A 26,552-nucleotide genomic window follows, 5' to 3' on the forward strand; every position below is an offset into this window, starting at 1 on the left:
GATCCACGACTAAGGGTCGCGGACCATAACAACCCCGATCCAGCCCCGCAATCCCGGGCCCAGATCAAGAACCCATCCACACCTTCTTGCCTATAAGCCAGGGATGAGGCGGCAAGCGGAGCAGTGAACGAGTCGGCGGTCGTGATCGCCCAGACCGTGGTGGAGGGATCGTTCACGGTTCCGCCCACTACCCCGAAGCTCAACTGAGACGGATCACAAGGTCAGCGTGATCGCGCACCGACTCGATCTGCTGTGCATTTTCTTCATCAGAGCCGACCGCCATCGCCCAGCTCGCCTCGGGTGATTTGCCAAACTGGATGTGGCGTGCGGCGAGACGCGAAAGCCTGATCTCCGGGGCCAGGTCGAGATACCAGATCTCATCGAACAAGCCGCGGAGCTCGCGCCAGCCGGGCTCTGGCGAGAGAAGGTAGTTGCCTTCCGTGACGACGACCCGGTGGTGTCGGGTGACCGGGATCATCCCGGCGATGGGTTCTCCAATTCGACGGTCAAAAGCCGGAGCGTAGACGACGTCCTCCACGTCATCGCGTATCCGGGTAACCAGTGTGAGGAAGCCCGAGACATCGAAGGTGTCAATGGCACCCCTCCGATCCAGATGCCCGGGAGTGGGGAGTGCCGCCGTCGCAATATGGAAACCATCCATGGGAATTGCGATGGCCTGCGCGCCAAGGATGGTCACCAGACGATCGGCGAGGGTGGACTTGCCCGCGCCCGGAGCGCCGCTGATCCCGATCAGAAGACGACGATCGGGACGTCGTTGCGCGCTGATCCTCCCTGTGAGGACGGAAAGGCCTGCGTCCACGTCGACAATCTCGCGCGATTCATTCAGCGGACTCACCGCGATCATCCTCTATACGGCAACTGTTGGACGCGAGTCATGGGGCACTCACAGGGATCTCGCCGGAGCCGCGTGTAATCAGTCGTGTCGGCACGGTGTAGGTCTGCTCGGCTTGCTTATCTCCCTCCAGTCGCGAAAAAAGTCGCTCGGCCGCAAGCGCGCCGATGCGACGTGGATCCTGTGAGACGACACTGATACCTGGTTCAAGCAGGTCGGCGAGTTCGAAATCGTCGAAGCCCACGAGGGCAACCGATCTGTGCATCTCCCGATCACGTAGCGCGCGGACCACGCCGATGGTGATGAGGTCCTGGCCGCCGAAGACCGCCGTGGGCGGGTTCGAGCTGTCCAACAGGGCTGTCATTGCCGAGCGGGCCTTCTCCTCATTGAAGAGACCCTCGACGACGGTCACGCCGTTCGTGGAAATACCGGCTCGCCCCAATTCTTCGAGAAAGCCGCGGCGCCGCTCTCGCGCCGTCTGGATCTCGGAACGGTCGCCGAGAAACGCGATGTGGCGGTGTCCGTGTGCAATGAGGTGCCTGGTCGCGATGGACGCACCGAGTGCGTTGTCGCTGACCACGGCATCCGCGTCGATTCCTACCGGTTCCCGGTCCACGAACACGAACTTTGTGCCGCGTTCCTGTTCGGGAATCAGGTACGACTGGTTCTTGCTGGCGGTCGTGAGAATGAGGCCGTCGACACGGCGCCTGAGAAAAGTCGAGACGATCGCGAGCTCGCGGTCGGCGTCGTCATCGAGGCTGGACGCAAACACAGCGACGCCACGTGCGGATGCAGCGTCTTCGATTGCGCGGTGCAGGGCGCCCGCGAAGGGGTTGCCGACATTGCCGACCAGGAGGCCAATCGTCTTCGTCTGCCGGTCGCTGCGCCGGAGGTTGCCCGCGTGCGGGTCTGGAACGTAATGGAGGCTTTGCGCCGCCGCCAGCACTTTCGCGGCGGTCTCGGCGGAGACATTGGGTTCGCCATTGATCACACGGGAGACGGTCTTGATGCCGACTCCGGCGAGCATGGCCACGTGGCGCATAGTGGGACGTTGGGAATGAACCGCGGATTGCGGCTCTGACAACGGTGTCACGATTTGTCTCCGATTTTTGTTATGGCTTGACTATAGAGGCTAAGTGCCATACACATATCTAATGACATCGTTGTCAGGCATGCAAATGCTTCAAGAAAGAGGGAATTCAATGTTGAATCGCACAGCCGCACGACCGATAGCGAAAAGCCTCGTGGCTGCATGCTCTATCGCAGTGCTCGCGGCGTTTGGAATGACCGGGTGTTCGGCGAACTCCTCAGGCTCCGGTTCCGGAGGCTCCTCGAGCGAGGTCGGTATCTCGCTCATCGTCAAGACCACGACCAATCCGTACTTCGTCGCAATGGATGACGCGGCGAAGGCGGCAGCGACCAAAGACGGAGTCAAGCTGACGCTTGCCGCGGGCAAGAAGGACGGCGACGCTGCCACCCAGATCCAGGCAATCGAAGACTCGATCTCGCGCGGGGACAAGGGCATCCTGATCACACCGATCGACGAGACCGTCAACACGGCGATCGCGAAGGCGCGCAAGGCCGGTATCTACGTCATCGCGCTCGACACCGCGCCGACCCCCGCGAACGCCGTGGACATCACCTTCGCCACCGACAACCGTGCCGCCGGCGAAGCGATCGGCCAGTGGACCGCAGCTCAGCTCAAGGGTAAGAAGGCGATCATCGGACTCGTCGACCTGTTCAACAACCAGGTTGCGACCGTCGACTACGACCGCGATCAGGGGTTCCTGAAGGGAATGGGCATCCCGCTGAACAATCCGAACAAGAACGGCGATGAAGCTCCCACCGGTAAGTACACGGGTGGCCAGGGCGGAGACTACGTCATCGCGGGCAGCCAGCCCTCTAACGGCGACCAGGCAGACGGACGCACCGCGATGGAGACGCTCCTGTCGAAGAACCCGAACATCAACGTCGTGTACGCCATCAATGAGCCAGCTGCCTACGGCGCATACCAGGCACTCAAGGCGAAGGGCATCGAGAAGGACACTCTCCTCGTGACCATCGACGGCGGATGCACCGGAGTCAAGGAAGTCGGCGAAGGGATCTTTGGAGCGACGAGCCAGCAGTATCCGTCCAAGATGGCGCAGCTCGGAATGGAAGCCATCGTCACGCTCGCCAAGACGGGCAAGAAGCCGGCCACGTCGGCTGGGCTCGACTTCTTCAACACCGGCTCCCAGCTGGTGACCGACAAGACCGTTCCCGGGCTGAAGAGCATCAGCAGCGCCGAGGGCGCAAAGATCTGCTGGGGCAAGTAGCACGCAGGTTTCTGAGGAGGCGGCGTGGCTGTACGTACCTGCCGCCTCCTCATACAGTGAAGACACGAACAGAGAAGTTCAGGAGATATCGTGAGCCAACAGGGTACTGACGCCAATCCGTCCACGAACCAGCTTGATCTCGCGACAGAGTTCCTCGATCGCCAGACGCCACTCGGCCGCGTCAGACAGGCCCTGCACAGATATCCCGCGTTGAGCCCGGGGATCGTCATCGTCATCGCCGTAGTCGTCTTCGGCATACTCAATCCGCGATTTTTCTACGCCAACAACCTGTCGCTGATCACTCAGCAGGTCGCTGTTGTCGGGACTCTTGCGATAGCACAGACGGTGATCATCCTCACCGCGGGCATCGACCTCTCGGTCGGCGCGATGATGGTCCTTGCCTCGATGGTCATGGCTCAGACCGCGAGTCAGAACGGATTCCCCGCGCCGCTCGCGCTACTGACGGGACTTCTCGTCGGGCTCGTGGCCGGCGCGCTCAACGGCTTCCTGGTCACCAGGCTCAACCTGCCCCCGTTCATCGTGACCCTGGGAACGTTGAGTATCTTCCTGGCGCTCACCCTTCTCTACTCCAACAGCGCATCGGTGACGGGCACGAGCATCCCGGGGATGATCACAGCGACCGGCGCCACCTTCGCGGTGGGCGGGGTCAATATCACCTACGGCGTTGTGATGATGCTCGCGCTCTACATCATCGTGGCGTTCATTCTTGGCAAGACCGGGTGGGGTCGGCACGTCTACGCGGTCGGCGACGACCCGGAGGCCGCGCGGCTGGCCGGCATCAGCGTCAACCGCGTCCTCATGGGCGTCTATATCTTCGCCGGTGCGATCACCGCGATCGGCGCCTGGATCCAGATCGGCCGCGCCGACGCTGCCAGCCCGAACGCCGGCACAGATATCAACCTCGACTCGATCACCGCCGTAGTGATCGGCGGTACCAGCCTGTTCGGCGGGCGAGGCACGATCTGGGGCTCCCTGCTCGGCGCCCTGATCGTCGGTGTATTCCGCAACGGACTGGCACTCGCCGGGCTCGACGTTCTCTATCAAACACTCGCCGTGGGCATCCTCATCATTGTCGCGGTATCAATCGACCAGTGGATCCGGAAGGTGCGCAAATGACGACCATCGACTCAGCCCATCCCGCAACGGCTGGCGCAGAAACCCGTGAGCCGGTACTGCAGGCAAAGCGACTCGTGAAGACCTTCGGACGCGTCGTCGGCCTCGACGGCGTGAGTCTCGAACTGTATGCCGGCGAGGTGCTCGCGATCATCGGTGACAATGGCGCGGGTAAGTCCACACTCGTGAAGTGCCTCACGGGAGCAGAGATCCCGGACGAAGGTGAGATATTCCTCAACGGGCGTCAGGTCAACTTCAAACGTCCGCAGGATGCGCGCGAGGCGGGCGTCGAGACCGTGTACCAGACGCTTGCGGTATCGCCGGCGCTGGACGTGGCATCCAACCTCTTTCTCGGCAGGGAGGAGCGCAGAAAGGGGATTCTCGGTTCAGTGTTCCGGATGCTCGATACCAAGGGTATGCGAGCGAAAGCCAAGGCAGAGGTGCTGGGTCTCGGCATCGCCACCCTGCAGGACGTCACGGTTCCGGTGGAGAATCTTTCCGGCGGACAGCGGCAGGCTGTCGCAGTAGCCCGCGCCGCCGCATTTGGATCGAAGGTCGTCGTTCTCGATGAGCCGACGGCGGCACTCGGTGTTCGCGAGTCCAACCAGGTGCTGCAACTCGTGCGCAATCTCCGAGACAGGGGGATTCCGGTGATCCTGATCAGCCACAACATGCCCCAGGTGTTCGAGGTGGCGGATCGCATCCATGTCCAGCGGCTGGGCAAGCGTGCGGCAACCATCACGCCGCAATCACACTCGATGACCGAGGCCGTGGCCATCATGACCGGCGCCGCGGCCTGAAGGTATCGCCGAGTGGTTCTACTATGCGACGGATGCGCGCGAGGCAGCGCGGGGACAGCTCAGTTCGAGGAGACCGGACCACATTCCGGACAGGACCAGTCGTTGCCGGACTGGCACAGTACGGTTCCGCAGTCGGGGCAGGTGCGCAGTTCATCCATGAGTCCATTCTGACTCCGTCGCGGGTGGAAGGCGAGAGCACGGCCGCGCGTCACAGTTACGCCGTATTGCAGCTCCTTTTGGCCCGAACGATCATGATTGCCATCATGGCGGGAGCACTTCGTCTGGACGGGAAATCGCATGAGCACGGTCGCCACCTTCACCCGGAGCCCCTGGAGTGGCAACGCGAGCGTTGCCGAGCGCGAACAGTGGATCGGCGTGGCCTCGCGGCTCGCAGCGTCCCTCGCGCCCACGGCGCTGCACCGCGACCGTGACAACGCCCTTCCGCGTGAAGAACTCGACGTGCTGCGCAAGGCCGGGCTCATCAACCTGCTGGTGCCGACCGAGTTCGGCGGCTCCGGCGCGCACTGGGAGACCGCGTTCGGCGTCGTGCGCGAGATCGCGCGCGCGGATGCCTCGCTCGGCATCCTGCTCGGCTACCACTATCTCAACCAGGCCTGCATCACCTTCTACGGAACCGACGAGAACGCGCAGGCGCGCTGGTATCGCCGCAGCGCGGAGGCCACGTGGGTGTGGAGCGACTCGTTCAACCCCGTGAGCCCAGACCTCAGCTTCGTTGCGGACGGCGAGAACTACCGGATGAGCGGCCTCAAGCACTTCGCGACAGGAGTCGCGGTGGCAGATGTCGTGATCGCCGGCGCGATCGCCGAGGGAGGGATCCACGATGGCAGGCTCGTCGTGTTTGCGATCGACTCCCGCCGGGACGGGATCGAATACCTGGACAACTGGGACAACCTCGGCCTGCGCGCCTCGGCCAGCGGATCCGTTCGCTACAGCGACGTGCTCGTGACGCCGGCAGACGTGATCGGCGTCGACACCGGCGAGCCGTTCTCCTCGCTCGTGACCCCCGGTGTTCAACTGCTCTTCGGTAACCTCTATCTCGCGGTCGCGGAGGCGGCCCTGAACCAGGCGCGCGACCTGACGCTTGCGCGGTCGAACGCGTGGTTCCTCAGTTCGGTCGACCGCTACGCGGATGACCCGATCGTGCACCGCGTCGTCGGTGAGCTCGTCGCGCGCACCGCGGCCGTTGCCGCACTCGCCGATTCGCTGAACCGCCGCTTCGACGACTTCGTCGCGCTCGCCGGAGCCACCGCGGCCGAGGACCGCGCGGCGGCGGAACTCGCGATCGCGAAGCTCAAGATCGTCGCGACCGAGGTGGGGCTCGAGGTCTCGGCTCGCGTCTACGAGGTGACCGGTGCGAGCTCCACCAGGAACTCGATCGGGCTCGATCTGCTTTGGCGCAACGTGCGCACCCACAGCCTGCACGATCCGGTCGACTACAAGAAGATCGAGGTCGGCGCGCACTTCCTGAACGGCACCGTTCAGCCCGTCTCGCTCTATACATAAGGAACGCAATGAGTGACCTTGTCACCACAGACCAACTGCTCGAGCGTTACGCGCCACTGTTCGCGCGCATCGCCGAGGGCGCTCTCGAGCGGGAGCGCGATCGGGTGCTGCCCTTCGAGCAGATCGGATGGATCAAGGAGTCCGGCTTTCTCGCCCTGCGGGTGCCGCGCGAGTTCGGTGGCGACGGCGCGAGCCTCCCGCAGCTGTTCCGGCTGCTGGTGGAGCTTGCTGCGGTTGACCCGCACATCCCGCAGGCGCTTCGCGGTCACATCGGCTTCGTCGAGGACCGCCTCTGTGCGCAGCCGAGCGCGGCCAGGGATGAGTGGCTGCGCCGCTTCGTCGCTGGCGAACTCGTGGGCAACGGCGTCACCGAGATCGGATCGGTCGCCCTCGGCGCCACCAACACCCGCCTCACTCCGGATGGCGCGGACTGGACGATCACCGGCAGCAAGTACTACACGACGGGCAGCATTTTCGCCGACTGGATCGACGCGACGGCGGTGACCCCGGATGGCGTGGAAGTAGCTGCGCTCGTCAGCACGGCATCCGATCGGGTGGTGGTGACCGACGACTGGGCCGGCTTCGGCCAGCGGCTCACCGGCAGCGGAACCGCGGTCTTCGACGCGGCGCCCGTCGACGCGGACCACGTGTTCCCGTTCAGCGAGCGGTTCTCCTACCAGACCTCGCTCTACCAACTCGTGCTCACTGCGGTGCAGGCGGGCATCGCCAAGGCCGTCGAGCGGGATGTCGTGCTGCAGGTCACGACCAGGTCGCGGGCGTTCAGCCACGGCAACTCCCCGCTCACCCGTGAAGACCCGCAGATTCTCGAGATCGTCGGCCGCGTCTCGGTGGACGCCTTCACCGCGGAGGCGGCGGTCGAGCATGCGGCCGTGGTGTTGCAGCGCGCATACGATCTGAGGGGCGAGGTCGCGCTCGCCGCGAGGGCCAAGGAGGCGGCAGAACTCGCCTCCGCGCGGGCGCAGATCGTCACGACCGAGGTCTCCCTGCGGGCCGCGACACAGCTGTTCGACGCGCTCGGCGCATCCGCGACTTCCACCTCGGTGGCGCTCGACCGGCACTGGCGCAACGCCCGCACGGTCGCCTCGCACAACCCCACAGCGTTCAAGGCGCGCATCATCGGCGACAACCTCGTGAATCGGGCCGAACCGCCGTATGAGTGGTACGTCGGCGTCGGCAAGAAGAAATAGAGAAAGACCAGGCATGCCCACCTCCCCGCACGAGCTCGTCATCAACGCGTTCACCATGAACTCGATCGGGCACCTTTCGCCCGGACTTTGGCGGCACCCGCGGGATGAGAGCCGACGCTACCTCGACATCGACTACTGGATCCAGGTGGCCGAGACGCTCGAGCGCGGCACGATCGACGCGGTGTTCTTCGCGGACGTGCTCGGCATCTACGACGTCTACGGCGGCAGCAGCGATGCGGCGATCAGGGGCGGCATCCAGTTTCCGGTGAACGATCCGCTGCAGCTCATTCCGGCGATGGCGGCGGCGACGAAGAATCTCGGGTTCGGGGTCACGGCATCCGTCTCCTTCGAGCATCCGTACCCCTTCGCGCGCCGGATGTCGACGCTCGACCACCTCACCCGCGGGCGCATCGCGTGGAACGTCGTCACCTCGTATCTCAACAGCGGAGCGCTCAACCTCGGCGTGAGCACGCAGGTCGCGCACGACCGCCGTTACGACATCGCCGACGAGTACCTCGAGGTCTGCTACAAGCTGTGGGAGCGCAGTTGGGATGACGACGCCGTGCTCGCGGATGCCGTCACCGGCGTGTACGCGGACCCCGCCAGGGTGCGCCCCATCGACCATCGCGGCGAGTTCTTCACCGTGCCGGGAACGCACCTCAGCGAGCCGTCTCCCCAGCGCACGCCCTTCATCTACCAGGCCGGGGCGTCACCCAGGGGCATGTCGTTCGCGGCGAAGCACGCGGAGGCCATCTTCGTCGCCGCACCGAGCAAGACCGTGCTCAGCGGGCAGATCGCGGCGCTGAACGCGGCCCTCGACGCTGCCGGCCGGGGCGGTGACGGCGTGCGCGTGATCAACCAGCAGACGGTTGTCGTCGCCGAGACGGATGCCGAGGCGCAGCGCCTGTTCGAGGGCTACCTCGAGGTGGCGGATGCCGTGGGCGCGCTCACCCTGATGTCCGGCTGGACGGGCATCGACTTCTCGACTCTCACGCCGGACAGCACCCTCGAAGACCAGCACAGCGACGCCATCCGCTCCGTGATCAAGGCCTTCACGGCATCCGATCCGGGTCGTAGCTGGACCATTCGCGAGATCGCGGAGTACGCGAGGCTCGGCGGTGACGGGCCGGTGATCGTCGGCTCGGCGCAGACCGTTGCCGACCAGCTCGAGAGTTGGGTCGACGAGACCGGTGTCGGCGGGTTCAACCTCGCGGCGACCGCGGTCCCAGAGTCGTGGGAGCAGATCACCGGGCTGCTCATCCCAGAGCTGCAGCGCAGGGGCCGCTACAAGAAGGAGTACGCGCCGGGAACCCTGCGCGAAAAGCTCGGCTCGGGCCCACGTGTGTCCGCCAGCCACGCCGCCTCCAAGGTAACCATCTGAGGTGGTTTTGTCGGGTGTTCCGCCCGGATGAGACGCCCGACCGACACACGGCGTAACGCAGGACGCAACACGAAGTAACGCGGCCACGGGCGGTGCGGCTCTCCCGCTAGCGTTTCGATCCGTCCCCTCGTGCAAAGGAAGAGCCATGACCGACACAATCGACGAAGCGCCCATCGCCGAAGCGCCGCCCACCGCATCCGGCCCGCGCAGACTGCGCGGCTCACTCGGGGTCGCGAGCATCGTCTTCATCGTCGTGGCGGCTGCGTCGCCGCTCGGTGTCATCGGCGGCCCGGTGCCCCTGGGGATCGCCAGCGGCAACGGCGCGGGCTTCCCCTTCACCTACGTGATCGCCACGGCTGTGCTGCTCTTCTTCGCGGTCGGCTTCACCTCGGCGACGCCTTTCGTGCGTTCGGCCGGCGCCTTCTACGCCTACGTTGACAAGGGTCTCGGGCGAGTGTCCGGCCTGGGAGCGGCCTTCGTCGCCCTGCTCTCCTACATCGCGCTCGAGGCCGGAGTGTTCGGCCTGTTCGGACCGGCGGTGGATGGCGTGCTGCAGTCCTACGGCGTCCCGGCGATTCCGTGGTGGATCTACGCGGCTCTCGGTCTCGCAGTGGTCTCGACGCTCGGCTACTTCCGCATCGAGCTGTCTGGCCGAGTGCTCGCCGTGTTGCTCATCGCCGAGGTCATCATCGTGCTCGTGCTCGACGCCGTGGTGATCTTCTCCGGCGGTGGCCCCGAGGGCTACTCGACCGGCATCATCGACCCGAGCCAGATCGTCTCCGGCGCACCCGGCTTCGCCGTGCTGTTCGCGATCCTGAGCTTCATCGGTTTCGAGGGCACCGCGGTGTTCCGTGACGAGGCGAAGAACCCGGAGCGCACGATTCCTCGTGCGACCTACATAGCGCTCATCCTCATCGGGGCCTTCTACACGCTCTCGAGCTGGGTGCTCATCTCGGCCAACGGCCAGAGCACGATCGTGGCCAAGGCGGGCAAGCACGCCGGGACGATTCTCGCGACGACCACGAACGAGTACCTCGGCACTGCGGGCGAGCACATCATCCAGGTGCTCTTCGCCACGAGCCTGTTCGCGTGCATCCTGTCGTTCCACAGCTTCGTCACGCGCTACTTCTTCTCGCTGTCCAGCAAGGGCGTGCTGCCCGCTCGCCTGTCGCAGCCGCATCCGAAGTTCGGGTCGCCGTCCACGGCATCCCTGCTCACCGCGATCGTGGTCGCCGTGCTCGTGGCCGTTGCCGCACTGCTCCGGCTCGATCCGATCAATCAGTTCTACACCTGGCTTGGCGGCATCTCCTCTGTCGGTGTCGTGCTGCTCCTCGTGATCACGAGCGTCGCGATCATCGCGATCTTCCGTCGAGACACCCACTCACTGGGTCGCTGGAAGACAGTCGTCGCTCCCATCATCGGGCTCGTCGGATTGCTGGTATTCCTGGCCGTGATCCTGCAGAACCTGCCCGTGCTGGTCGGGGAGCCGTCGTATGGACCGTTCTCCTATGGCGTGCTCGCCCTGCTCGTGTTCGCCTTCGCGGCGGGCCCGGTCGTGGCGCACTTCAAGAAGGACGCAGAACTGAGCTAGCGGATGTCCTCCGCTTCCGTGCAGAGACGGAGGCAGAGGCCTCGGCCGGGCTTCGCCCCGCGACTAGTGTGTTCGCAGGGTGTCGACGAGTTCGGATTTTCGCATTCTCGAGTAGCCGTGCAGGCCGAGTTCTCGCGCGCGGTCCTGCAACTCGTCGACGGTCCAGTCGTCGTACGATCCTGATTCGCCGCCCTTGCGCCCCACGGCCGAACGGCCTCGCTTGGCCGCCGCATTGGAGATGCGTGCGGCCTTCTCCTTGGAGTTGCCGTCTTTGCGGAGCTCCTCGTAGAGATCCGGGTCTTTCAGGCTGGGATTCCGTCGTCCGGGCATGATCGTTCCCTTCTCGATCGATTGACGCGTCGCTCTCCAGGAGTGCGCGTCAGAAATGGCTCTGTTCTGCGTCCATGAGGCTCGGTGTGCGCGCCGAGGCTGGGAGGAACTCGGCAATCGCGGCGTCGAGGCTGTCGTACCGCACGGGATCACCCGCGTGACGCAGATCCGTCGCCGCGAAGATTCCATCGACCTGTTTGATGAATCCGAGCAGCGCGCGCGGGTTGGTTTCGCGAAAGCGCCGATCCACGACTTTCCACTGGCCAGCGTCGGCCTCATCCAGCCGGATGTCGGACCGAGACGGGCGCGGCAGCTCCTGGTCCATCACGCCACCTCCGAGGGTCGCGCTCCCGTGGTCGTCGAACTCGGATGTGTGCCATCCGCGGGCTCGCTGTCGACATCGTGAACCGAGAACGGCATCGCCGACGAGACGTAGAGCAACTCGAGACCACCCTCGAACACGAGGGGGACGAGCTCCGCATCCTCCGCGTCGATGAGTCTCTGCGCCCTGCGCAAGAAGATTCCCGCCATCTCGTAGGTGGTGACGAACTGCCTGCCACCGTAGTGAACGCACACGGAATCGGAGGCTTCCCGTTTCAGTGCTGCGTGCTGTTCCCTGGCCGCTCGCGCTGTCATTCCACCGAGAGGGCCCGCGATGATTTCACCAGAATCCGCGGAATGCTTTTCTCGCGGGTTCAGATCCTGTACCTGCGCCACTTCATCACCCCCGCTAGTTGTTACAACTACCGTTCAAGGCTGACCATACCCCCCTGTCTGGGGGCAGACAAGAGAGTTCAGAAGTTCGACAGGACTCGTTCAGCTTGACCCTCGTTGGCGCCCCGAATTGTCAATTCCGCTCCGTCTGGGCAGGGCGTCGTGTTAGCGTGCGACATGGCCCGAATCGCCAGCGTCGCCACGGCACTGCCGGCACACAGCTACCCGCAGGACGTCATCACGAGCGCCATCGCGCCCATGATCACGAGCGACCCGGGCAAGCTCGCGATACTGCGCAGGATGCACGCCGCGAGCGGGGTGCGCACGCGCCACCTGGTCATGCCGATCGAAAGCTATCTCGACCTCCACAGCTTCACGGAGTCGAACGAGCTGTTCATCGAGGTCGCGGTCGAGCTCCTGGGTGAGGCTGTGCACTCTGCGCTGTCGACGGCCGGGCTCCGCGAGGACGAGGTCGACTTCGTGATGTTCACCTCGGTCACCGGCATCTCGGCCCCGTCCATCGATGGCTTGCTGGTGTCCCGCCTCGGGTTGCGCACCGACATCAAGCGAGTGCCCATGTTCGGGCTCGGCTGTGTCGCGGGAGCCTCGGGGATCGCGCGGGTCAATGACTATCTGGCCGGGCATCCGCGAGACGTCGCCGTGTTGGTGTCGGTCGAGCTGTGTTCGCTGACCTTCCAGCGCGGCGACGACTCGATGGCCAACATCGTGGCGACCGGGCTCTTCGGTGATGGCGCTGCCGCGGTGGTCATGGTCGGAGCCGAGCGCGCGGAACGGATGCCGGTGACCGGTCCAGACGTGATCGACTCGCGCAGCCAGCTCTACCCCGATACCGAGGGCGTGCTCGGCTTCACCGCGGGTGAGACCGGATTTCGCATCGTGCTCACGGCGGAGGTGGCGGGGGTCGTCGAGAAGAACTTCGGGGCGGATGTCGCGGGATTCCTGGCCGCGAACGACCGAACTCTTGCCGACATGGATGGCTTTGTCGCGCATCCGGGTGGACCGCGCGTGCTCGAGGCGTTCCAGACGGCGCTCGGCTTGGCCGAGGGCGCGCTCGAGAACAGCTGGCGCTCGCTCGCGGAAGTGGGCAACCTGTCGTCCGCGTCGGTGCTGCACATCCTCTCGGCGGAGCTGGATGCCGGGGTGCGGCCCGCGGGAACGGAGACGTTGTTGTTCGCGCTCGGCCCCGGAATCAGCGGAGAGCTGGTGCTGCTGCGCTGGCCGGCAATCGACGCGGGAGCGAGCGCATGATCTGGTTCACCGCGCTCATCCTGCTCACCGGTGTGGAGCGGCTCTGGGAGCTGGTGCTCTCCACCCGCCATGCGCGCTGGGCGTTCGAGCGCGGCGGTCGTGAGTACGGCCGGGGCCACTTCCCGTTCATGGTCGTGCTGCACACGGGCTTGCTGCTCGCCTGCCTCGCGGAGGCGTACTTCGGCAATCGGCCGTTTCTGCCGTGGCTCGGCTGGCCCATGCTCGCGATCGCTCTGGTCTGTCAGGTGCTGCGGTACTGGTGTATCGCGGTGCTGGGGCGGCAGTGGAACTCGCGCGTGATCGTGGTGCCCGGGCTCGGGCGGGTGACGCGCGGCCCGTATCGCTTTCTGCCGCATCCGAACTATCTCGCCGTGATCGCAGAGGGCATCGCATTGCCATTCGTGCATACCGCGTGGATCACGGCGGTCGCTTTCACCGTTCTGAACGCGATCCTGCTGTTCGGTTTTCGCATTCCCACGGAGAACCGGGCGCTCGCGTCCCTCGAGCCGGCCGCGCGCTCGTGACCGAGGACGTCGACCTGCTGGTCGTCGGCGGAGGCCCGGTCGGCCTTGCGGCCGCGATCGAGGCACGGATGCAGGGGCTCACGGTTGCGGTCGTCGAGCAGCGCGAGGCACCGATCGACAAGGCCTGCGGCGAGGGGCTCATGCCCGGCGCCGTCGTGGCGCTTGAGCGACTCGGGGTGGTTGTCGAAGGGCATCCAATTCGCGGGATCGGCTATCGCAGTGCCCGCGCGAGCGTCGACCATCGCTTCGCTCGGGGCGAGGGTCTGGGAGTGCGGCGGACGCTGTTGCAGTCCACGCTCGTCGCGCGCGCCGCTTCGCTCGGGGCGCGGTTCGTGGTGGCGAAGGTGACCGGGCTGGAACAGGATGTGGCGGGGGTCGTGGCCGCCGGCATCCGCTCGCGCTACCTGATCGGCGCGGATGGGCTGCACTCGACCGTGCGGACGTTGCTGGGCGTCGAAAGGTCACCTGTCTCGAATCGCCGCTACGGACTTCGCCAGCACTTTCGTGTGCCGCCCTGGAGCGACCTGGTCGAGGTGCACTGGACGTCGACGGTCGAGGCCTACGTGACGCCTGTCGATACCGACACCGTGGGGGTCGCGCTGCTCGGGCCGCGAAAGCTGGACTACGCTGCGTCACTCGCGGCGATACCCGCGCTCGCTGCCCGGCTGGAGAGCGCACGGGCGGTGAGTTCGCTGCGGGGCGCCGGTCCGTTCCGGCAGCGGACGCGTCGCCGTCGGGTGGGGCGGGTGCTGCTGGTGGGGGACTCGTCAGGGTACATCGACGCGATCACGGGGGAGGGCATCCGCGTCGGGCTCGCCCAGGCGGAGGCCGCGGTCGCGTGCATCGCGGCGGATGACGTGGCCGGCTACGAGCGCGCCTGGACGCAGCGCACGCGAGACTTTCGCGTGCTCACCGCCGGACTGGTCGCGCTCGCGGGTTCCCCGCTGCGGTCGGCGATCGTTCCGTTGGCGGCGGCGCTCCCCGGCACCTTCGGCGGCATCGTGGAGCGGCTGGCGCGGTGACTGTTGCCGCTGCCGAGGCAGGGCGGGGCGGCAGCAGTCAGGCGGCGGCGATCAGGCGGTCAAAGAGCGCATTGAGCTCGGGGTCGACCTTCTGCTCGTCCGGGTGGGCGTCGTACCAGGCGACGATCTCGCGCGCGCCCTCGGCAAACGGGGTGGTCGCGACAAAGTCCGGCACGAGTGCCTTGACCTTGCTGTTGTCGAAGATCACGGAGTGCGAGCGGTCGCCCAGGTGACCTGCACCCATCTCTGCGTCGGCCGCGGCGATCGCATCCGAGGTCACGTGAACGATGTTCGGCGCGACGCCGAGCGCCGTTCCGAAATATCCGGCGATCTGGTCCCAAGTGTGCACCTCATCCGAGGTGATCTGGAAGGTGTCGCCGATCGCCTGCGGATGCCCGAGCAGCCCCACGAAGGCCTTCGCGAAGTCGCGCGTGTGAGTGAGCACCCAGAGCGAGGTGCCGTCGCCGTGCACGATCACGGGCTCTCCACGACGCATCCGGTCGAGTGCCGTCCAGCCGCCGTTGAGCGGAAGGCTCGTTTGGTCGTAGGTGTGCGACGGGCGGATGATCGTGGCCGGGAATCCGCGCTCGCGGTAGGCGCCCACGAGCAGGTCCTCGCACGCGATCTTGTCGCGCGAATACTGCCAGAACGGGTTGCGCAGCGGGGTGGACTCGGTGATCGGCAGGCGCGCGACCGGCTTCTGGTATGCGGAGGCCGAGGAAATGAACACGTACTGTCCGGTGCGTCCCTCAAACAGTTCGAGATCGGTCTTCACGTGCTCAGGGGTGAACGCCACGAAGTCTGCGACGACGTCGAACTCCCGGGTGCCCAGGGCGGCCCGCACCGAGGCGGGGTCCCGCACATCCGCCCTCAGCAGTTCGGCTCCTGCCGGCGCGGGCCGACGGGAGTTCTCGCCGCGGTTGAGGATGGTCAGGTCGATACCGCGCTGCGCCGCGAGGGCGCTCGCGCCGCTGCTGATCGTGCCTGTGCCGCCGATGAAAAGAACTGTGAGGGAGGTCATTCCTCTACAGTCGCGGGTGCGCTGGGCTTCGTCAAGCTGCGCGGATGGTGTGGCTCAGTCGAGCAGCAGGGAGTGTAGTTCGGTCGTGGTGTGGACGACGGCGATCGTGCCCTCTGACTCGGCGGGTTTGCCGTAGCCCCAGCTGACGAAGATCGTGGGGATGTCGTGCTCAGCGGCGCCGGAGACATCGTGCTCGCGGTCTCCCACCATCACGGGATTCGAGGTGTCTGCGCCGAGGCTCTCGAGTCGCTTCAGGGCCTCGGCCACGACATCCGCCTTGCGACTGCGCACCTCGTCTTCCGAGGCACCGGCGATCACGTCGAAGTAGCGGGTGAGCCCGGCGAGATTGAGCATCTTAGTGGCGGGCAGTTCCGGCTTCGAGGTGGCGAGCGAGAGCGGGATGGGGCTCTCATGGATCTGCCGCAGCAGTGGCGGAATGCCCGGATACACCGTGCTTTCCAGCGCACCGCGTTCGAGGTAGCGCTCCCGGTACACCTCGAGTGCCTCCTGCGACTGCTCGGGCGTCATCCCCGCGAGATCGCGGAACGAATCGAGGATGGGCGGGCCGACATAGCGAAGCAGCTCGCTGTGGCTCGGCACGGGTCGGTCCAGTGTCTGGAACATATAGGCGAGTGTTTCGGTGATCCCTGGTGCGGAGTCGAGAATCGTGCCATCGAGGTCGAAAAGGATACAACTCCACCTGGTACTCATCCTGACCAGCATAGGAGAGATGGAATGCCGTTCTCGCCGCGCCCATCCCGAGTGGAGCGTCTAGCGGTATTCGCGCAATTCGCGCTGCACCAGCAGGGCGAGATCCCGCAGCCGCGCCAGGTCAGCGTCATCGGCCGGGTGCGGCTCGGTGTCGAAAACGCACAGCGCTCCTATGCGTTCACCGCGAAGCGACTCCAGAGGATAGCCGGCATAGAAGCGGATGTGTGGGTAGTCGACAACGAGCGTGTAGTCACAGAATCGCTCGTCCTTCAAGGCGTCAGGAACCACCATCCCTCCTCGTTGACGGATAGTGGTGTCGCAGAACGACCCGACTCGTGGCAACTCGACGAGCGAGGGCCACGCAGTGCCGCGGATCCGCTGGGTGTCGCCATCAAGCACGGTGAGTCCTGCCGCAGGAACCTGGAGCGACGTCTGAGCGATGTTCAGGAGGCGCTCGATTGCGGGCGTCACCAAGTCCTCGGAGAGATCGAGCGCGTCGACTGCGTCCTGCCGATCTGCCTCTGCCCGGTCGTGGTCGTGGGGGAAGGGCCGGTGCGGGTCATCGGATGAGTGTCGCCGTGCGTCGAGCGCGGGCAGCATTGCTGTAGCCAACACCCTCGCGGACTCGGCGTAGTCGTCCGGAACCCTGTGCCGGTCTGACGGTGGGAATGCGAGGTCCGAGAGGGGCACGAAGATGCTCTGCGATGCTTCCGCACAGACCTCTGCCGAAACGCGGTTGAGTGCCGACGCCTGGGCGTCCGCGATTCCGCCGAATACGGAGTCATAGATGGGAATGGATCGGATCGTCTGAATCCCCGCGATCACCACGGGCACACCCACTGTTTGGGCCAGGGTCGACAGGGTCGAGGACAGGTTCCTACGCCACTTCTTCAATGAGGCCAGCTCGAGGGCTTCGTTGACGCCGAGCACGACGACGATCGCGTCATAGCGCCAGAGCGGCAAGGCCTGCAACTCGCGCAGGGCATTTTTCAGGCGCTTGTCGGGACTCGCGACAACGTCGACGTCGGTGCCTCTGCCGGTCAGTGATGTGAGCGCCCTGGCAAGGAATCCAGGAAGAGCGAGTCCGTGCGTGGTGACGCCCCAGCCGACGGCGAGTCCGGCACCATATACCAGGATCCGGTCGCTGTTCGGGCCCGGCGCGCTCGTGTGAGGCTCGTCGTACGGGCGTGGTACGAGCTCGAGCCGTGCGCTTACCCTGGCCCGCCACAACCGTAATAGCGGAGCAAGGCCTCGATTGGGCGATTCGCTGGGATGCAGTGATCCGGAGGTACCGAGAGCGTCGGAACTCGCGCTCGCGGCATCCATCGCACCCACCCACATCTCGTTTGCCTGTTCGCAGCCATTCGGGTGGACCGCTCACCAACAGCCTAACGGGCCGAGGACGGTCTCATTTGATATCGCGCACGGCTATCGGCGTGGCACCGGGCTGGCGCCGCGTGCGCGCTCAGAACAGGCGAAGGTGTCCGTCGTCGAGGCCGCGCATCTCGTCGTAGTCGAGCAGCAGGCAGCGGATGCCGCGGTCCTCCGCGAGGGTGCGCGCCTGTGGTTTGATCTCCTGCGCCGCAAACACGCCGGCGACGGGCGCGAGGTGCGGGTCGCGGTTCATGAGCTCGAGGTACCGCGTGAGTTGCTCGACCCCGTCGATCTCTCCTCGGCGCTTGATCTCCACGGCGATCGCTCCGCCCTCGGCGTCCCGGGCGAGGATGTCCACCGGTCCGATCGCGGTCATGTATTCGCGGCGAACGAGTCGGTAGCCGGCGCCGAGCAGCTCGATGTTCTCCGCGAGGAGCTTCTGCAGGTGCGCCTCGACGCCGTCCTTCTGCAGGCCGGGGTCGATGCCGAGCTCGTGTTCGCTGTCGTGCAGGATCTCGTGGATCGAGATGACGAGGAGGTCAGCGGTCTTCGCCTGGGCGACCTTCCAGATCTCGGTGACGCCGGCATCCGCCTGCTCCTGGTCGGGCACGATCGCGGAGATGAGGCACGGCGGGCTCATCCAGTTGAGCGGCTTGTAGCTGAGGGAGTCGGAGTGCACGAGCACGCTGCCATCGGCCTTGAGCACGAGAAGCCGGGTCGCGAGCGGCAGGTGGGCCGAGAGCTTTCCCGCGTAGTCGACGGAGCAGCGGGCAATGACGAGGCGCACTCGCCCAGAGTACTAGTCAGTCCTCGTAGTGGAGCACGTCGCCGGGCTGGCAGTCGAGTACCCGACAGATCGCGTCCAGCGTGGAGAACCTCACCGCCTTTGCGCGCCCGTTCTTGAGCACTGCGACGTTCGTCGGGGTGATGCCGATGGCGTCCGCGAAGTCGCCGACGCTCATCCCGCGCTCGGCGAGCACGCGATCGATGGAGATTCGGATCGCCATCAGACGACTTCGTCCAACTCTGAGCGCATCAGGATCGCGCGCCGAAGGAGGGATCGAAGCACCAGGGTGATGCAGGCGAGCGCGACGAGGGCGACGACCGTGATGGCGATCGACGAGACAAGGAGAGGCGTGCGTAACGCAGCGTATTCCGGGAGGCCTGCAGCGACTTCTGCGGAGAACCCGGGCAGTATCACGATCGCTGCAACGCCGACGAGGAACAACACCCCCAGGAGCGACTGGGTGACGACGACAAGAGCCGGAGCGGGCCGCGAGAGTTCATTCACCCATCGAGTATCGATAGGCACCTATCGAAAGTCAATAGATTACTCGAGCTGTGTCGTGGGCTGCTCGACCGGGCGCGTGGCCTGCGGCTCGCGCGCGGCGTAGGAGACGATTCCCGCCAGTGCCACGAGCACGAGCACGAGGAGCAGGCCGTGCAGGATGCCGAAGTGGTTGCCGAGGAACCCGATCACCGGCGGCCCGACCAGGAATGCCACATACCCGATGGTCGCGACGGCACTCACGCGCGCTGCGGCCTTGCGCGGGTCGTCCGCGGCCGCGGACATCCCGACCGGGAAGCCGAGCGAGGCGCCCAGGCCCCAGAACACGACCCCGATCACGGCGACCCAGACGATGGGCACGAAGATGAGCATCAGGAGCCCGAGAGCGGCAAGCGCCGCGGATGCCCGCAACACCGGCACGCGCCCGTAACGATCGAGCAGCTTGACCCCCGAGAGCCGCCCGACCGTCATCGCCGTGACGAAGACGCCGAACACAACCGCGCCTGTCGTCGCGTCCGTGTCGTGTCCGTGGACCATCGCGTAGGAGAGCCAGTCGTTCGCCGACCCCTCCGTGAACGCCATCCCGAGCACGATGAGCCCGATCAGGAGAGTGCGGGGGTCGCGCCAGATCGCGAGGCGCCCCCGCCAATTGTCCGTGCCCTCCGGTGTGACCGCGTGATCCGTGCCGCCGCCCTCCGGCTGCAGGAATCGCACCACCCAGATCACGACGATGACGATGAGCACGGCGAGCACGCCGAGGTGGATCTCCAGCGGCACCTTCAACCACTCCGCGACCGCACCGAGCGCGGCGCCGATAATGGTGCCCGCGCTGAAGAAGGCGTGATAGATCGGCATGATGGTGCGCCCGAGTGCGCGTTCGTTTGCCGCACCGGACACGTTCATGGCCACGTCGCAGATGCCGGATGACGCACCGAACACCACGAGGCCGGCAACGGCAACGGCGAAGGAGTCGAAGATCGTGACGCCCATCGCGGCCAGGACGAGACCGACCGGAGCGATGAGCAGTGTCACGAGAATGACGCGTCTGGCGCCGAAGTTGGCGACAAGGTGGCCCGACGCGATGAGTCCGATGATCGACCCCGCCGCGATGCCGAACAGCAGCACGCCGACCTGCGCCGTGTCGATGTCGAGCGCGACGCTCACGGCCGGGATGCGGGCCGCCCAGCTGGCCAGGCCGACGCCGCACAGGGCGAAGATCACGAAGAGCGCGTTACGCCAGGCACTGAGCGCGGCGCGCCCGGGCTCGACGGGGGCGTGCAGCGTGCTGCCCGCATTCTGCGGAGATGGCGATGACATGGAGACCTTCGTGATGAACGGGGTTGCTGGCGAGGAACTGTCGCCTCGAATCGATTCGATCGAATCGATTCGACTAAGCTACCAAACCATGGGAAACGAGGCAAGCAGCTCCAGCCACTCCGGGAGGCCCACTTTGGCCGCCGTTGCGGAACTGGCAGGTGTATCGCGGTCGACGGCATCCATTGCGTTCAGCGGTGCAGGGCCCGTGTCAGCGGAGACGAAGCAGCGGGTGCTGCAGGCGGCGGCATCCCTCGATTACGCCGGCCCGGATCCGCGCGCCCAGTCGTTGCGTCGCGGCCGCTCCGGCATCGTCGGAGTCGTCATCGAAGACCGGCTGAGCGACGCCTTCCGTGACCCCATGAACATTGCGATGCTCGATGGCCTCGCCGACGAGACCGGCGCGATCGGCTCCGGCCTGCTGCTGCTCACCGACACGGGAGGCGGGCAGCTCAACATCGAGAACGCCCCGGTCGACGCCGTCGTGCTGATCGGATGCAGCACCCGCCTCGACTCGGCCGTCGCGATCCTGCGGCAGCGCGGCATCCCCCTCGTGGCCGTCGAGGCCGAGCCGATGGATGGCGTGCTCGCGATCGACCTCGACAATCGAGAGGCGTCGCACGCGCTCGCAGTACACCTGCGGGACCTCGGGCACGAGCGGGTCGCCATCGTTGCGCTGCCGCTCGTGCCGAACGGAACGCGCGGGCCGCTCACCCCGAAACTCGAGGCGGCGAGCACGGGCTATACGGCATCCGCGCGTATCAGTGGAGTGCGCGGAGTCTTCCCCGACGCGACCGGCTGGGTGAGCGTTGGCAGCCTCCCGGAGGAGGGCAGGATCGCCGGGCATTCCCTGCTGGGTGCCGATGGAGTCGCACGTCCAGCGAATGCCCGCCCCACCGCGATCATCGCCCAGAGCGACCTGCTCGCCCGGGGAGTGATTCTCGCGGCGGAGGAGCTCGGACTGCGGGTGCCCGGAGACGTGAGCGTCGTCGGCTTCGACGGCGTTCGGCTCGACGGGATGGGTGAGCACGACCTCACCACGATGGTGCAGCCCGCGGTCGAGAAGGGTCGGGCGGCCGGTCGCGGTGTCGTGGCGCTGCTGAACGACGAACCGGGTGAGGCGATGTCGTTCGTCAGCCGGTTCCATCTGGGCAACACGACCGGGCCAGTTCCCGTCTAGCCCGGTCGCCACCGAGACCTTGCGAGGTGCCGGCGATCGAACGATGCGCTATTTCGTCAACGATGCGGATGCAATGGCAGGCGCATCGTTGACGAAATGGCGCATCGTCAAGGGTTAACCGGTGCCGACGACCATCCACCTGGCTGTCCGGGCACGCAAGCCGAGGGTGACCGCGCGGGCACCGAGGTAGCCGAACGCGAACGCGACCATGAGCCAGGCGAGGCCCGTGGCATCCGCGGGCGCCCAGGCCAGAACCGCCAGCGCCATAGGTACGAACGCCGCAACGTTCACGACTCCGGTGATGGCGAGGTAGCGGGCGTCTCCCGCGCCGATGAGCACGCCATCGAGCACGAACACCACCCCGCCGAGCGGAACCGACAGGCCGAGGATGACCAGGGTCGCCGGGAGCAGGTTCACGACCTCTGGCGAACTCGTGAACAGTCCCCCGAGCACGTCGCTCGTGGCTATGACGATGATGCCGAGCGCGACGCCGCACAGCACACCCCACTCGAGGCAGCGCCTCAGAACCGCGCGAACCGCATCGAGATCACTCGCGCCGAGCGCCTGCCCGATGAGGGCTTGGGCCGCGATCGCGAGGGAGTCCAGGGCGAAGGCGAGCGTGGCGAACAGCGTCATCGCCACCTGGTACGCCGCGAGCTCGTTCGAGCCGAGGCCGGTCGCCACGAACACCGCAAGCAGCATCGCGGCGCGCAGGCTGAGGGTGCGCAGGAACAACCATCCGCCGGATGTCGCCCCGATCGCCATCCCCGCTCGCTGAGGCCGCAGGCTCGCGCCCGTCGCTCGCGCGTGATATACCGCGACGGCAACGTACACCACGGTCATGCCCCACTGGGCACAGACCGTGCCGACCGCGGACCCCTCCAGGCCGAGCCCGAGACCGTAGATGAAGAGGAGGTTGAGCAGGATGTTGGCCCCGAACCCGATGCCGGCGACGTAGAGCGGGGTGCGGGTGTCCTGCAGGCCGCGCAGCAGGCCGGTCGCGGCGAACACCAGCAGCATCGCGGGCAGTCCGAACATTGAGATGCGCAGGTACGCGAGCGCTTCTGCCGTGACGGCCGGGGTCGCGCCGAAGGCGCCGAGGAGCGCGGGGCTCGCGAGCCAGCCGACGGCGGCGAGCGTTGCGCCGAGACCGAGCGCGAGCCACATTCCGTCAACGCCCACCGCGATCGCGCGACGGCGATCACCTGCACCCAGCCAGCGGGCGACGGATGGCGTGGTCGAGTACGCGAGAAACACCATCAGCCCGATGATGGTCTGCAACGCCGCGCTCGCGAGCCCCAGCCCGGCGAGCGGTTCTGCTCCCAGGTGGCCGACCATGGCGGAGTCTGCGAGCAGGAACAACGGCTCGGCGATGAGTGCGCCGAGCGCGGGCACGGCCAGGCGCAGGATCTCGCGATCGACGGGGCGGGGGCTGAAAACGCTGATCCTCGACTCTATCCGCGCTCACACCGGTCGAATAGCGTACGAGGTACGAGCCCGCGTATCGAGACCCCGGCGCGAATTGTGCTGGACGATGGCTATACAAGTGTGTAGCATCCTATGCGTGCGTATAGCATCCAATGTCTCAACCGATGATCTGAGCGCTCGCGCCAGGCTGCGCAACTCCGCTCTCGAGGTTTTCGCCCTCCGCGGATTCAGCGCATCCGTGCGCGACATCGCCGCCCACGCAGGAGTCAGCGCCGGGCTCATCACCCACCACTTCGGCTCGAAGCAGAAACTGCGCGAGGAGTGCGACGCGGAGGCGTTGCGCCGCTATCGCACGATCAAGGTCGACGGCATCTCCATGTCTCCGACACAGACCATGACGTTGCTGACCGAACTCGACGACTACGCGCCCCTGATGGTCTACATCCTCCGCAGTGTGCGTGACGGGGGAGAGGCAGGGGTCGTGTTCCTGGAGAACATGATTGAGGAGGCGGTGGCGTTCTCCGAGGAGGGCGTTGCGAACGGGATGGTGCGGCCCAGCCGAGACCCGCGCGCCAGAGCCCGATTCCTGGTGACGTCCAGTCTGGGCGGACTTCTGCTTCAGCTCACGCTGCAACCCGCGCTCGACCTGGCCGACATCGGCCCGACGGTGCGACGCCTCGTCGAGGAGATCACCCTGCCGACCCTCGAGGTCTACACCGAAGGCGTGCTCGCCGACCGTCGGTTCCTCGACGAATACCTGCAGTTCCGCACCGCGCCGCCGGGCGAGACCCGGGCGAGACCCCAGACCCCCACCACTTCACCAGCATCGGAGAAAACATCATGACCAGCTCGCTTGCCGTGGATGTCCACGGACTGCAGAAGAACTACGGCATCACACACGCGCTGCGTGGCCTCGACCTCCAGGTCGGAACGGGAACGGTCGCGGGATTCCTGGGGCCGAACGGCGCAGGAAAGTCCACGACCATCCGTATCCTGCTCGGACTGCTCCGGGCGGATGGCGGCCGTGCGACACTCCTCGGCGGCGACCCGTGGCGGGACGCCGTCGCGTTGCACCGGCGCATCGCCTACGTCGCGGGCGACGTGACCCTGTGGCCGAACCTCACCGGAGGCCAGGCCATCGACATCCTCGGCGCTCTGCGCGGAGACCACGACCGGAAGCGGGTGGACTCGTTCCTCCAGCGCTTCGATCTCGACCCGACGAAGAAGGCGCGCAGCTACTCCAAGGGCAACCGCCAGAAGGTGGGCCTCGTCTCGGCCTTTGCCAGCCGCGCGGAGCTGCTCTTCCTCGACGAGCCCACCAACGGCCTCGATCCGCTCATGGAGGAGGTGTTCACCGAATGCGTCAAAGAGGCCCGAGACGAAGGGCGATCGGTGCTGCTCTCGAGCCACATCTTCGCCGAGGTCGAGAAGCTGTGCGACACCGTCACGATCATTCGCGACGGTCGCACCGTCGAATCCGGCACGCTGTCAGAGTTGCGTCACCTCCAGCGCTCGACCGTGAGAGTGACGTTGGATGCAGACGCCAGCGCACTCGGAGCAATCGACGGCGTGCACGACCTCGTCATCGACGGTGCACGCGCAACGTTCACAGTGGACAGCGCCGCACTGCCGGCCGTGCTCGCGGCTCTCGCCCCGCTTGCGCCTCGCGAACTCGTCTCCACCCCGCCGTCGCTCGAGGAACTGTTCCTGCGGCACTACGGGGTGCACGCCTCGGACGCACTGATGGACGCCGAGGTGGCGTCATGAGCGTCACGCTCGAGTCGCCCGCGCGGTCCGCGCCCTCGGTGGCACCGGGCAGCGGAGCGGTGCGGAACCCGTACGCCGGGCTCGGCACCATGATCCGGTTCATCGTGCGCCGAAACTGGCTGCGGATGCTCGTCTGGCTGATCGTGCTCGCCGGCATGGTGCCGCTCGTGATCGATTCGCAGCGGGAGCTCTTCCCCACGCAGGCCGCGCGCGATGCGTACGCCGCCGTCGCGAACACCCCGGCAATCGCCGCGCTCACCGGACTTCCCTACGCCGCAGGCACCCTGGGCGGCATCCTCAATATCAAGCTGTGGATGACCGTCGCCGTTGCGCTGTCCTTCGCCGTGATCTTCCTGGTCAGCCGCAATGGCCGCGCGGAAGAAGAGAACGGACGCACCGAGTTGCTGCGCGCCGGAGTGCTCGGCCAACACGCATACTCCCTCGCGAACTGGATCGTGTCTGCCGCGCTCGCCGCGGTCGTGGGGCTCGCGTGCGCGGGTGCTGCCGTGAGCCAAGGGCTTCCCGGTAGTGGCGCGTTGCTCATGGGCGCATCCTTCACCGGCGTCGCTCTTGTGTTTGTCGGAGTCGCCGCGGTTTCCGGCCAGATCACCAGGTCGAGCCGCGGCGCGAACGGCCTCGCCTCGGTCGTGCTGGCTGTCGCCTACCTGCTTCGCGCTGGCGCAGACGTCGGTGCCACAGGCGGACGCGCGAACTGGGTGACCTGGCTCTCGCCGATCGGCTGGGGCCAGCAGACGCGTTCCTACGGAGAGAACGAGTGGTGGCCACTCCTGCTGTGCCTGGCCGCGGCGGTCATGCTCTGCTGGGTCGCGCTCGCCCTCGAGCGCCGACGGGATCTCGGTGCGGGACTCCTGCCCGAACGCGTCGGCCCGCGCGGCGCATCCGCTCTCGTTCGTACTCCGATCGGCCTCACGCTCCGACTCCAGCGCGGCTCCATCATCGGCTGGATGCTCGGAATCATCGTTTTCGCCTTCTTCTTCGGCGGCGTGGCCAACGCGATGTTCCACCTGCTCTCGCCCGACACCGCAATCGCGAAGGCGTTCACCGGTCACTCGAGCGATGCGCTCAACGGGCTGCTCGGGTACTTCACGATGGCGAACGCCCTGCTCGTCGCCGCGTTCGCGCTGCAGAGCGCGGACACGATCCGGGCGGAAGAGGCGGATGGTCGCGCCGAGCTGCAATGGGCATCTGCGATCTCCCGGGTGCGCTGGGCTGCATCGCGGATGCTCGTGCCCGTGATTGCCTCGCTGGTGCTGCTCGGCCTAAGCGGCCTCGCCATCGGGGGGAGCTACGGGGCGGCCGTCGGAGATTCCAGCCAGGCCGGGCGCATCTTCGCGGCCTCTCTCGCCTATTGGCCCTCGGTGCTCCTCGTGATCGGCGTGGTGGTGCTTTGTGCCGCGGCGATCCCGAGGGCCGCCGCAACGATCACCTGGGCACTCTTTGGCGTCGCGGTTCTCCTGTCGATGTTCGGTGACCTGTTCCGGCTGCCGGACTGGATCTCGCAGAACACGCCGTTCACCGCGGTGCCGCGCGTGGGTGCGGACTTCACCGCCCTGCCGATCGTCGTGATCGCGCTGCTCGCGATGATTGCGGGCTGGGCCGGGTTGGCGATTCTGCGGCGGCGCGACATGACTGCTGCGTAACGAGAGGAGGGTCTCGATACGCGGGCTCGTTCCTCGCGCGCTTCTCGACCCGTCTTTCTTACCGTTGATTACTGAGGTACGTCGGTGTTCGCGCCGAAGGCGGGGGCGTGGTGGGCCTCTATGGGCGGAGCCTTTGGTGCGAA

At 66.3% G+C, this 26,552-nt stretch carries 27 protein-coding genes; 14 read left to right on the top strand and 13 right to left on the bottom strand.

What is annotated here, in order from left to right; genetic code table 11:
• Nucleotides 1-199: 199 nt before the first annotated feature.
• Together ABUA28_RS09485 and ABUA28_RS09490 are read right to left on the bottom strand one after the other, a co-directional pair.
• A complete protein-coding gene (locus tag ABUA28_RS09485) occupies nt 200-865 on the bottom strand; it encodes a nucleoside/nucleotide kinase family protein (RefSeq protein WP_349903819.1) in 666 nt (221 codons plus the stop codon).
• Nucleotides 866-893: 28 nt separating this feature from the next.
• Nucleotides 894-1,895 carry a LacI family DNA-binding transcriptional regulator gene (locus tag ABUA28_RS09490; RefSeq protein WP_349903821.1) on the bottom strand — a complete coding sequence of 334 codons (1,002 nt, stop codon included), beginning with the start codon at nt 1,893-1,895 and terminating at the stop codon, nt 894-896.
• Nucleotides 1,896-2,055: 160 nt separating this feature from the next.
• Between ABUA28_RS09490 and ABUA28_RS09495 the strand changes: the two genes are divergently transcribed.
• The 7 genes from ABUA28_RS09495 (at nt 2,056) to ABUA28_RS09525 (ending at nt 10,806) form a co-directional block, all read left to right on the top strand.
• Nucleotides 2,056-3,168: a substrate-binding domain-containing protein gene (locus ABUA28_RS09495; protein ID WP_407075434.1), complete on the top strand. Its 1,113-nt coding sequence runs from the start codon at nt 2,056-2,058 to the stop codon at nt 3,166-3,168.
• Between the two features lie 90 nt (nt 3,169-3,258).
• Nucleotides 3,259-4,305, top strand: coding sequence for an ABC transporter permease (locus ABUA28_RS09500; RefSeq protein ID WP_349903825.1), 1,047 nt, complete (start codon nt 3,259-3,261; stop codon nt 4,303-4,305).
• Nucleotides 4,302-5,102: an ATP-binding cassette domain-containing protein gene (locus ABUA28_RS09505; protein ID WP_349903827.1), complete on the top strand. Its 801-nt coding sequence runs from the start codon at nt 4,302-4,304 to the stop codon at nt 5,100-5,102. The genes ABUA28_RS09500 and ABUA28_RS09505 overlap by 4 nt, the downstream gene beginning before the upstream one ends.
• A gap of 297 nt (nt 5,103-5,399) precedes the next feature.
• Nucleotides 5,400-6,626: an acyl-CoA dehydrogenase family protein gene (locus ABUA28_RS09510; protein WP_349903829.1), complete on the top strand. Its 1,227-nt coding sequence runs from the start codon at nt 5,400-5,402 to the stop codon at nt 6,624-6,626.
• A gap of 8 nt (nt 6,627-6,634) precedes the next feature.
• On the top strand, nt 6,635-7,834 hold the full coding sequence (locus ABUA28_RS09515) for an acyl-CoA dehydrogenase family protein (RefSeq protein ID WP_349903831.1): 1,200 nt from the start codon (nt 6,635-6,637) through the stop codon (nt 7,832-7,834).
• Between the two features lie 13 nt (nt 7,835-7,847).
• Nucleotides 7,848-9,215, top strand: a complete 1,368-nt coding sequence (locus ABUA28_RS09520) for an LLM class flavin-dependent oxidoreductase (RefSeq protein WP_349903832.1) — start codon at nt 7,848-7,850, stop codon at nt 9,213-9,215.
• A 145-nt stretch (nt 9,216-9,360) separates the two neighbouring features.
• Entirely contained in the window at nt 9,361-10,806 is a 1,446-nt protein-coding gene (locus ABUA28_RS09525; RefSeq protein WP_349903833.1) for an APC family permease, read from the top strand.
• A gap of 63 nt (nt 10,807-10,869) precedes the next feature.
• On the opposite strand, the gene ABUA28_RS09530 is transcribed toward ABUA28_RS09525, so the two are convergent.
• The 3 genes from ABUA28_RS09530 to ABUA28_RS09540 are packed head-to-tail and all read right to left on the bottom strand — an operon-like array spanning nt 10,870 to nt 11,772.
• Nucleotides 10,870-11,136: a DUF7218 family protein gene (locus ABUA28_RS09530; RefSeq protein ID WP_349903835.1), complete on the bottom strand. Its 267-nt coding sequence runs from the start codon at nt 11,134-11,136 to the stop codon at nt 10,870-10,872.
• 49 nt (nt 11,137-11,185) lie between these two features.
• Entirely contained in the window at nt 11,186-11,461 is a 276-nt protein-coding gene (locus tag ABUA28_RS09535) for a hypothetical protein (RefSeq protein WP_349903837.1), read from the bottom strand.
• Entirely contained in the window at nt 11,461-11,772 is a 312-nt protein-coding gene (locus ABUA28_RS09540) for a hypothetical protein (protein ID WP_349903839.1), read from the bottom strand. The genes ABUA28_RS09535 and ABUA28_RS09540 overlap by 1 nt, the downstream gene beginning before the upstream one ends.
• 255 nt (nt 11,773-12,027) lie before the next feature.
• Between ABUA28_RS09540 and ABUA28_RS09545 the strand changes: the two genes are divergently transcribed.
• The 3 genes from ABUA28_RS09545 to ABUA28_RS09555 are packed head-to-tail and all read left to right on the top strand — an operon-like array spanning nt 12,028 to nt 14,665.
• Nucleotides 12,028-13,119, top strand: coding sequence for a type III polyketide synthase (locus ABUA28_RS09545; protein ID WP_349903841.1), 1,092 nt, complete (start codon nt 12,028-12,030; stop codon nt 13,117-13,119).
• The gene (locus ABUA28_RS09550) at nt 13,116-13,643 is read left to right on the top strand and encodes an isoprenylcysteine carboxyl methyltransferase family protein (protein ID WP_349903842.1); all 528 of its coding nucleotides are present in this window, start codon (nt 13,116-13,118) and stop codon (nt 13,641-13,643) included. Before ABUA28_RS09545 ends, ABUA28_RS09550 begins: the two co-directional genes overlap by 4 nt.
• Nucleotides 13,640-14,665, top strand: coding sequence for an NAD(P)/FAD-dependent oxidoreductase (locus tag ABUA28_RS09555; RefSeq protein ID WP_349903843.1), 1,026 nt, complete (start codon nt 13,640-13,642; stop codon nt 14,663-14,665). The genes ABUA28_RS09550 and ABUA28_RS09555 overlap by 4 nt, the downstream gene beginning before the upstream one ends.
• A gap of 37 nt (nt 14,666-14,702) precedes the next feature.
• Here ABUA28_RS09555 and ABUA28_RS09560 read toward each other — a convergent pair whose 3' ends face one another.
• The 7 genes from ABUA28_RS09560 to ABUA28_RS09590 all read right to left on the bottom strand — a co-directional run bounded on the left by ABUA28_RS09560 (nt 14,703) and on the right by ABUA28_RS09590 (nt 20,376).
• On the bottom strand, nt 14,703-15,686 hold the full coding sequence (locus tag ABUA28_RS09560) for an SDR family oxidoreductase (RefSeq protein WP_349903844.1): 984 nt from the start codon (nt 15,684-15,686) through the stop codon (nt 14,703-14,705).
• Nucleotides 15,687-15,740: 54 nt separating this feature from the next.
• Nucleotides 15,741-16,397 (bottom strand): HAD hydrolase-like protein, encoded by a 657-nt coding sequence (locus ABUA28_RS09565; RefSeq protein WP_349903845.1) that lies wholly within the window; start codon nt 16,395-16,397, stop codon nt 15,741-15,743.
• Nucleotides 16,398-16,457: 60 nt separating this feature from the next.
• Nucleotides 16,458-17,732: a GAF domain-containing protein gene (locus tag ABUA28_RS09570; RefSeq protein ID WP_349903847.1), complete on the bottom strand. Its 1,275-nt coding sequence runs from the start codon at nt 17,730-17,732 to the stop codon at nt 16,458-16,460.
• A 130-nt stretch (nt 17,733-17,862) separates the two neighbouring features.
• Nucleotides 17,863-18,558, bottom strand: a complete 696-nt coding sequence (nucS, locus tag ABUA28_RS09575; protein ID WP_349903848.1) for an endonuclease NucS — start codon at nt 18,556-18,558, stop codon at nt 17,863-17,865.
• A 16-nt stretch (nt 18,559-18,574) separates the two neighbouring features.
• Nucleotides 18,575-18,778 carry a helix-turn-helix domain-containing protein gene (locus ABUA28_RS09580; RefSeq protein ID WP_349903850.1) on the bottom strand — a complete coding sequence of 68 codons (204 nt, stop codon included), beginning with the start codon at nt 18,776-18,778 and terminating at the stop codon, nt 18,575-18,577.
• The gene (locus ABUA28_RS09585; protein WP_349903851.1) at nt 18,778-19,062 is read right to left on the bottom strand and encodes a hypothetical protein; all 285 of its coding nucleotides are present in this window, start codon (nt 19,060-19,062) and stop codon (nt 18,778-18,780) included. Before ABUA28_RS09585 ends, ABUA28_RS09580 begins: the two co-directional genes overlap by 1 nt.
• 39 nt (nt 19,063-19,101) lie before the next feature.
• Nucleotides 19,102-20,376, bottom strand: coding sequence for an MFS transporter (locus ABUA28_RS09590; RefSeq protein ID WP_349903852.1), 1,275 nt, complete (start codon nt 20,374-20,376; stop codon nt 19,102-19,104).
• A gap of 88 nt (nt 20,377-20,464) precedes the next feature.
• Here ABUA28_RS09590 and ABUA28_RS09595 point away from each other — a divergent pair, with 88 nt between their 5' ends.
• Nucleotides 20,465-21,553: a LacI family DNA-binding transcriptional regulator gene (locus ABUA28_RS09595; protein ID WP_349903854.1), complete on the top strand. Its 1,089-nt coding sequence runs from the start codon at nt 20,465-20,467 to the stop codon at nt 21,551-21,553.
• Nucleotides 21,554-21,667: 114 nt separating this feature from the next.
• Here the strand turns inward: ABUA28_RS09595 and ABUA28_RS09600 are convergent, their stop codons facing one another.
• Entirely contained in the window at nt 21,668-22,948 is a 1,281-nt protein-coding gene (locus tag ABUA28_RS09600; RefSeq protein WP_349903855.1) for an MATE family efflux transporter, read from the bottom strand.
• Between the two features lie 169 nt (nt 22,949-23,117).
• Between ABUA28_RS09600 and ABUA28_RS09605 the strand changes: the two genes are divergently transcribed.
• From ABUA28_RS09605 to ABUA28_RS09615, 3 genes are read left to right on the top strand one after another with little or no spacing between them, the layout of a single operon-like run.
• Nucleotides 23,118-23,825: a TetR/AcrR family transcriptional regulator gene (locus ABUA28_RS09605; protein ID WP_349903856.1), complete on the top strand. Its 708-nt coding sequence runs from the start codon at nt 23,118-23,120 to the stop codon at nt 23,823-23,825.
• Nucleotides 23,822-24,748 carry an ABC transporter ATP-binding protein gene (locus ABUA28_RS09610; RefSeq protein WP_349903857.1) on the top strand — a complete coding sequence of 309 codons (927 nt, stop codon included), beginning with the start codon at nt 23,822-23,824 and terminating at the stop codon, nt 24,746-24,748. Before ABUA28_RS09605 ends, ABUA28_RS09610 begins: the two co-directional genes overlap by 4 nt.
• Nucleotides 24,745-26,409, top strand: a complete 1,665-nt coding sequence (locus ABUA28_RS09615) for an ABC transporter permease (protein WP_349903858.1) — start codon at nt 24,745-24,747, stop codon at nt 26,407-26,409. Before ABUA28_RS09610 ends, ABUA28_RS09615 begins: the two co-directional genes overlap by 4 nt.
• Nucleotides 26,410-26,552 lie beyond the last annotated feature (143 nt).

This window comes from Parafrigoribacterium humi, from assembly GCF_040227205.1.
In the GTDB taxonomy this organism is placed as follows: Bacteria; Actinomycetota; Actinomycetes; order Actinomycetales; family Microbacteriaceae; genus Parafrigoribacterium_A; species Parafrigoribacterium_A humi.

Bases quoted from the DNA above. Each gene is read 5' to 3' on its own strand.
- ABUA28_RS09520 (WP_349903832.1), top strand. From the start codon at position 7,848: ATGCCCACCTCCCCGCACGAGCTCGTCATCAACGCGTTCACCATGAAC.
- ABUA28_RS09540 (WP_349903839.1), bottom strand. From the start codon at position 11,772: ATGACAGCGCGAGCGGCCAGGGAACAGCACGCAGCACTGAAACGGGAA.
- ABUA28_RS09590 (WP_349903852.1), bottom strand. From the start codon at position 20,376: ATGTCATCGCCATCTCCGCAGAATGCGGGCAGCACGCTGCACGCCCCC.
- ABUA28_RS09595 (WP_349903854.1), top strand. From the start codon at position 20,465: ATGGGAAACGAGGCAAGCAGCTCCAGCCACTCCGGGAGGCCCACTTTG.
- ABUA28_RS09560 (WP_349903844.1), bottom strand. From the start codon at position 15,686: ATGACCTCCCTCACAGTTCTTTTCATCGGCGGCACAGGCACGATCAGC.
- ABUA28_RS09550 (WP_349903842.1), top strand. From the start codon at position 13,116: ATGATCTGGTTCACCGCGCTCATCCTGCTCACCGGTGTGGAGCGGCTC.
- ABUA28_RS09490 (WP_349903821.1), bottom strand. From the start codon at position 1,895: ATGCGCCACGTGGCCATGCTCGCCGGAGTCGGCATCAAGACCGTCTCC.
- ABUA28_RS09495 (WP_407075434.1), top strand. From the start codon at position 2,056: ATGTTGAATCGCACAGCCGCACGACCGATAGCGAAAAGCCTCGTGGCT.
- ABUA28_RS09610 (WP_349903857.1), top strand. From the start codon at position 23,822: ATGACCAGCTCGCTTGCCGTGGATGTCCACGGACTGCAGAAGAACTAC.
- ABUA28_RS09530 (WP_349903835.1), bottom strand. From the start codon at position 11,136: ATGCCCGGACGACGGAATCCCAGCCTGAAAGACCCGGATCTCTACGAG.
- ABUA28_RS09485 (WP_349903819.1), bottom strand. From the start codon at position 865: ATGATCGCGGTGAGTCCGCTGAATGAATCGCGCGAGATTGTCGACGTG.
- ABUA28_RS09505 (WP_349903827.1), top strand. From the start codon at position 4,302: ATGACGACCATCGACTCAGCCCATCCCGCAACGGCTGGCGCAGAAACC.
- ABUA28_RS09515 (WP_349903831.1), top strand. From the start codon at position 6,635: ATGAGTGACCTTGTCACCACAGACCAACTGCTCGAGCGTTACGCGCCA.
- ABUA28_RS09535 (WP_349903837.1), bottom strand. From the start codon at position 11,461: ATGGACCAGGAGCTGCCGCGCCCGTCTCGGTCCGACATCCGGCTGGAT.
- ABUA28_RS09580 (WP_349903850.1), bottom strand. From the start codon at position 18,778: ATGGCGATCCGAATCTCCATCGATCGCGTGCTCGCCGAGCGCGGGATG.
- ABUA28_RS09565 (WP_349903845.1), bottom strand. From the start codon at position 16,397: ATGAGTACCAGGTGGAGTTGTATCCTTTTCGACCTCGATGGCACGATT.
- ABUA28_RS09545 (WP_349903841.1), top strand. From the start codon at position 12,028: ATGGCCCGAATCGCCAGCGTCGCCACGGCACTGCCGGCACACAGCTAC.
- ABUA28_RS09615 (WP_349903858.1), top strand. From the start codon at position 24,745: ATGAGCGTCACGCTCGAGTCGCCCGCGCGGTCCGCGCCCTCGGTGGCA.
- ABUA28_RS09525 (WP_349903833.1), top strand. From the start codon at position 9,361: ATGACCGACACAATCGACGAAGCGCCCATCGCCGAAGCGCCGCCCACC.
- ABUA28_RS09510 (WP_349903829.1), top strand. From the start codon at position 5,400: ATGAGCACGGTCGCCACCTTCACCCGGAGCCCCTGGAGTGGCAACGCG.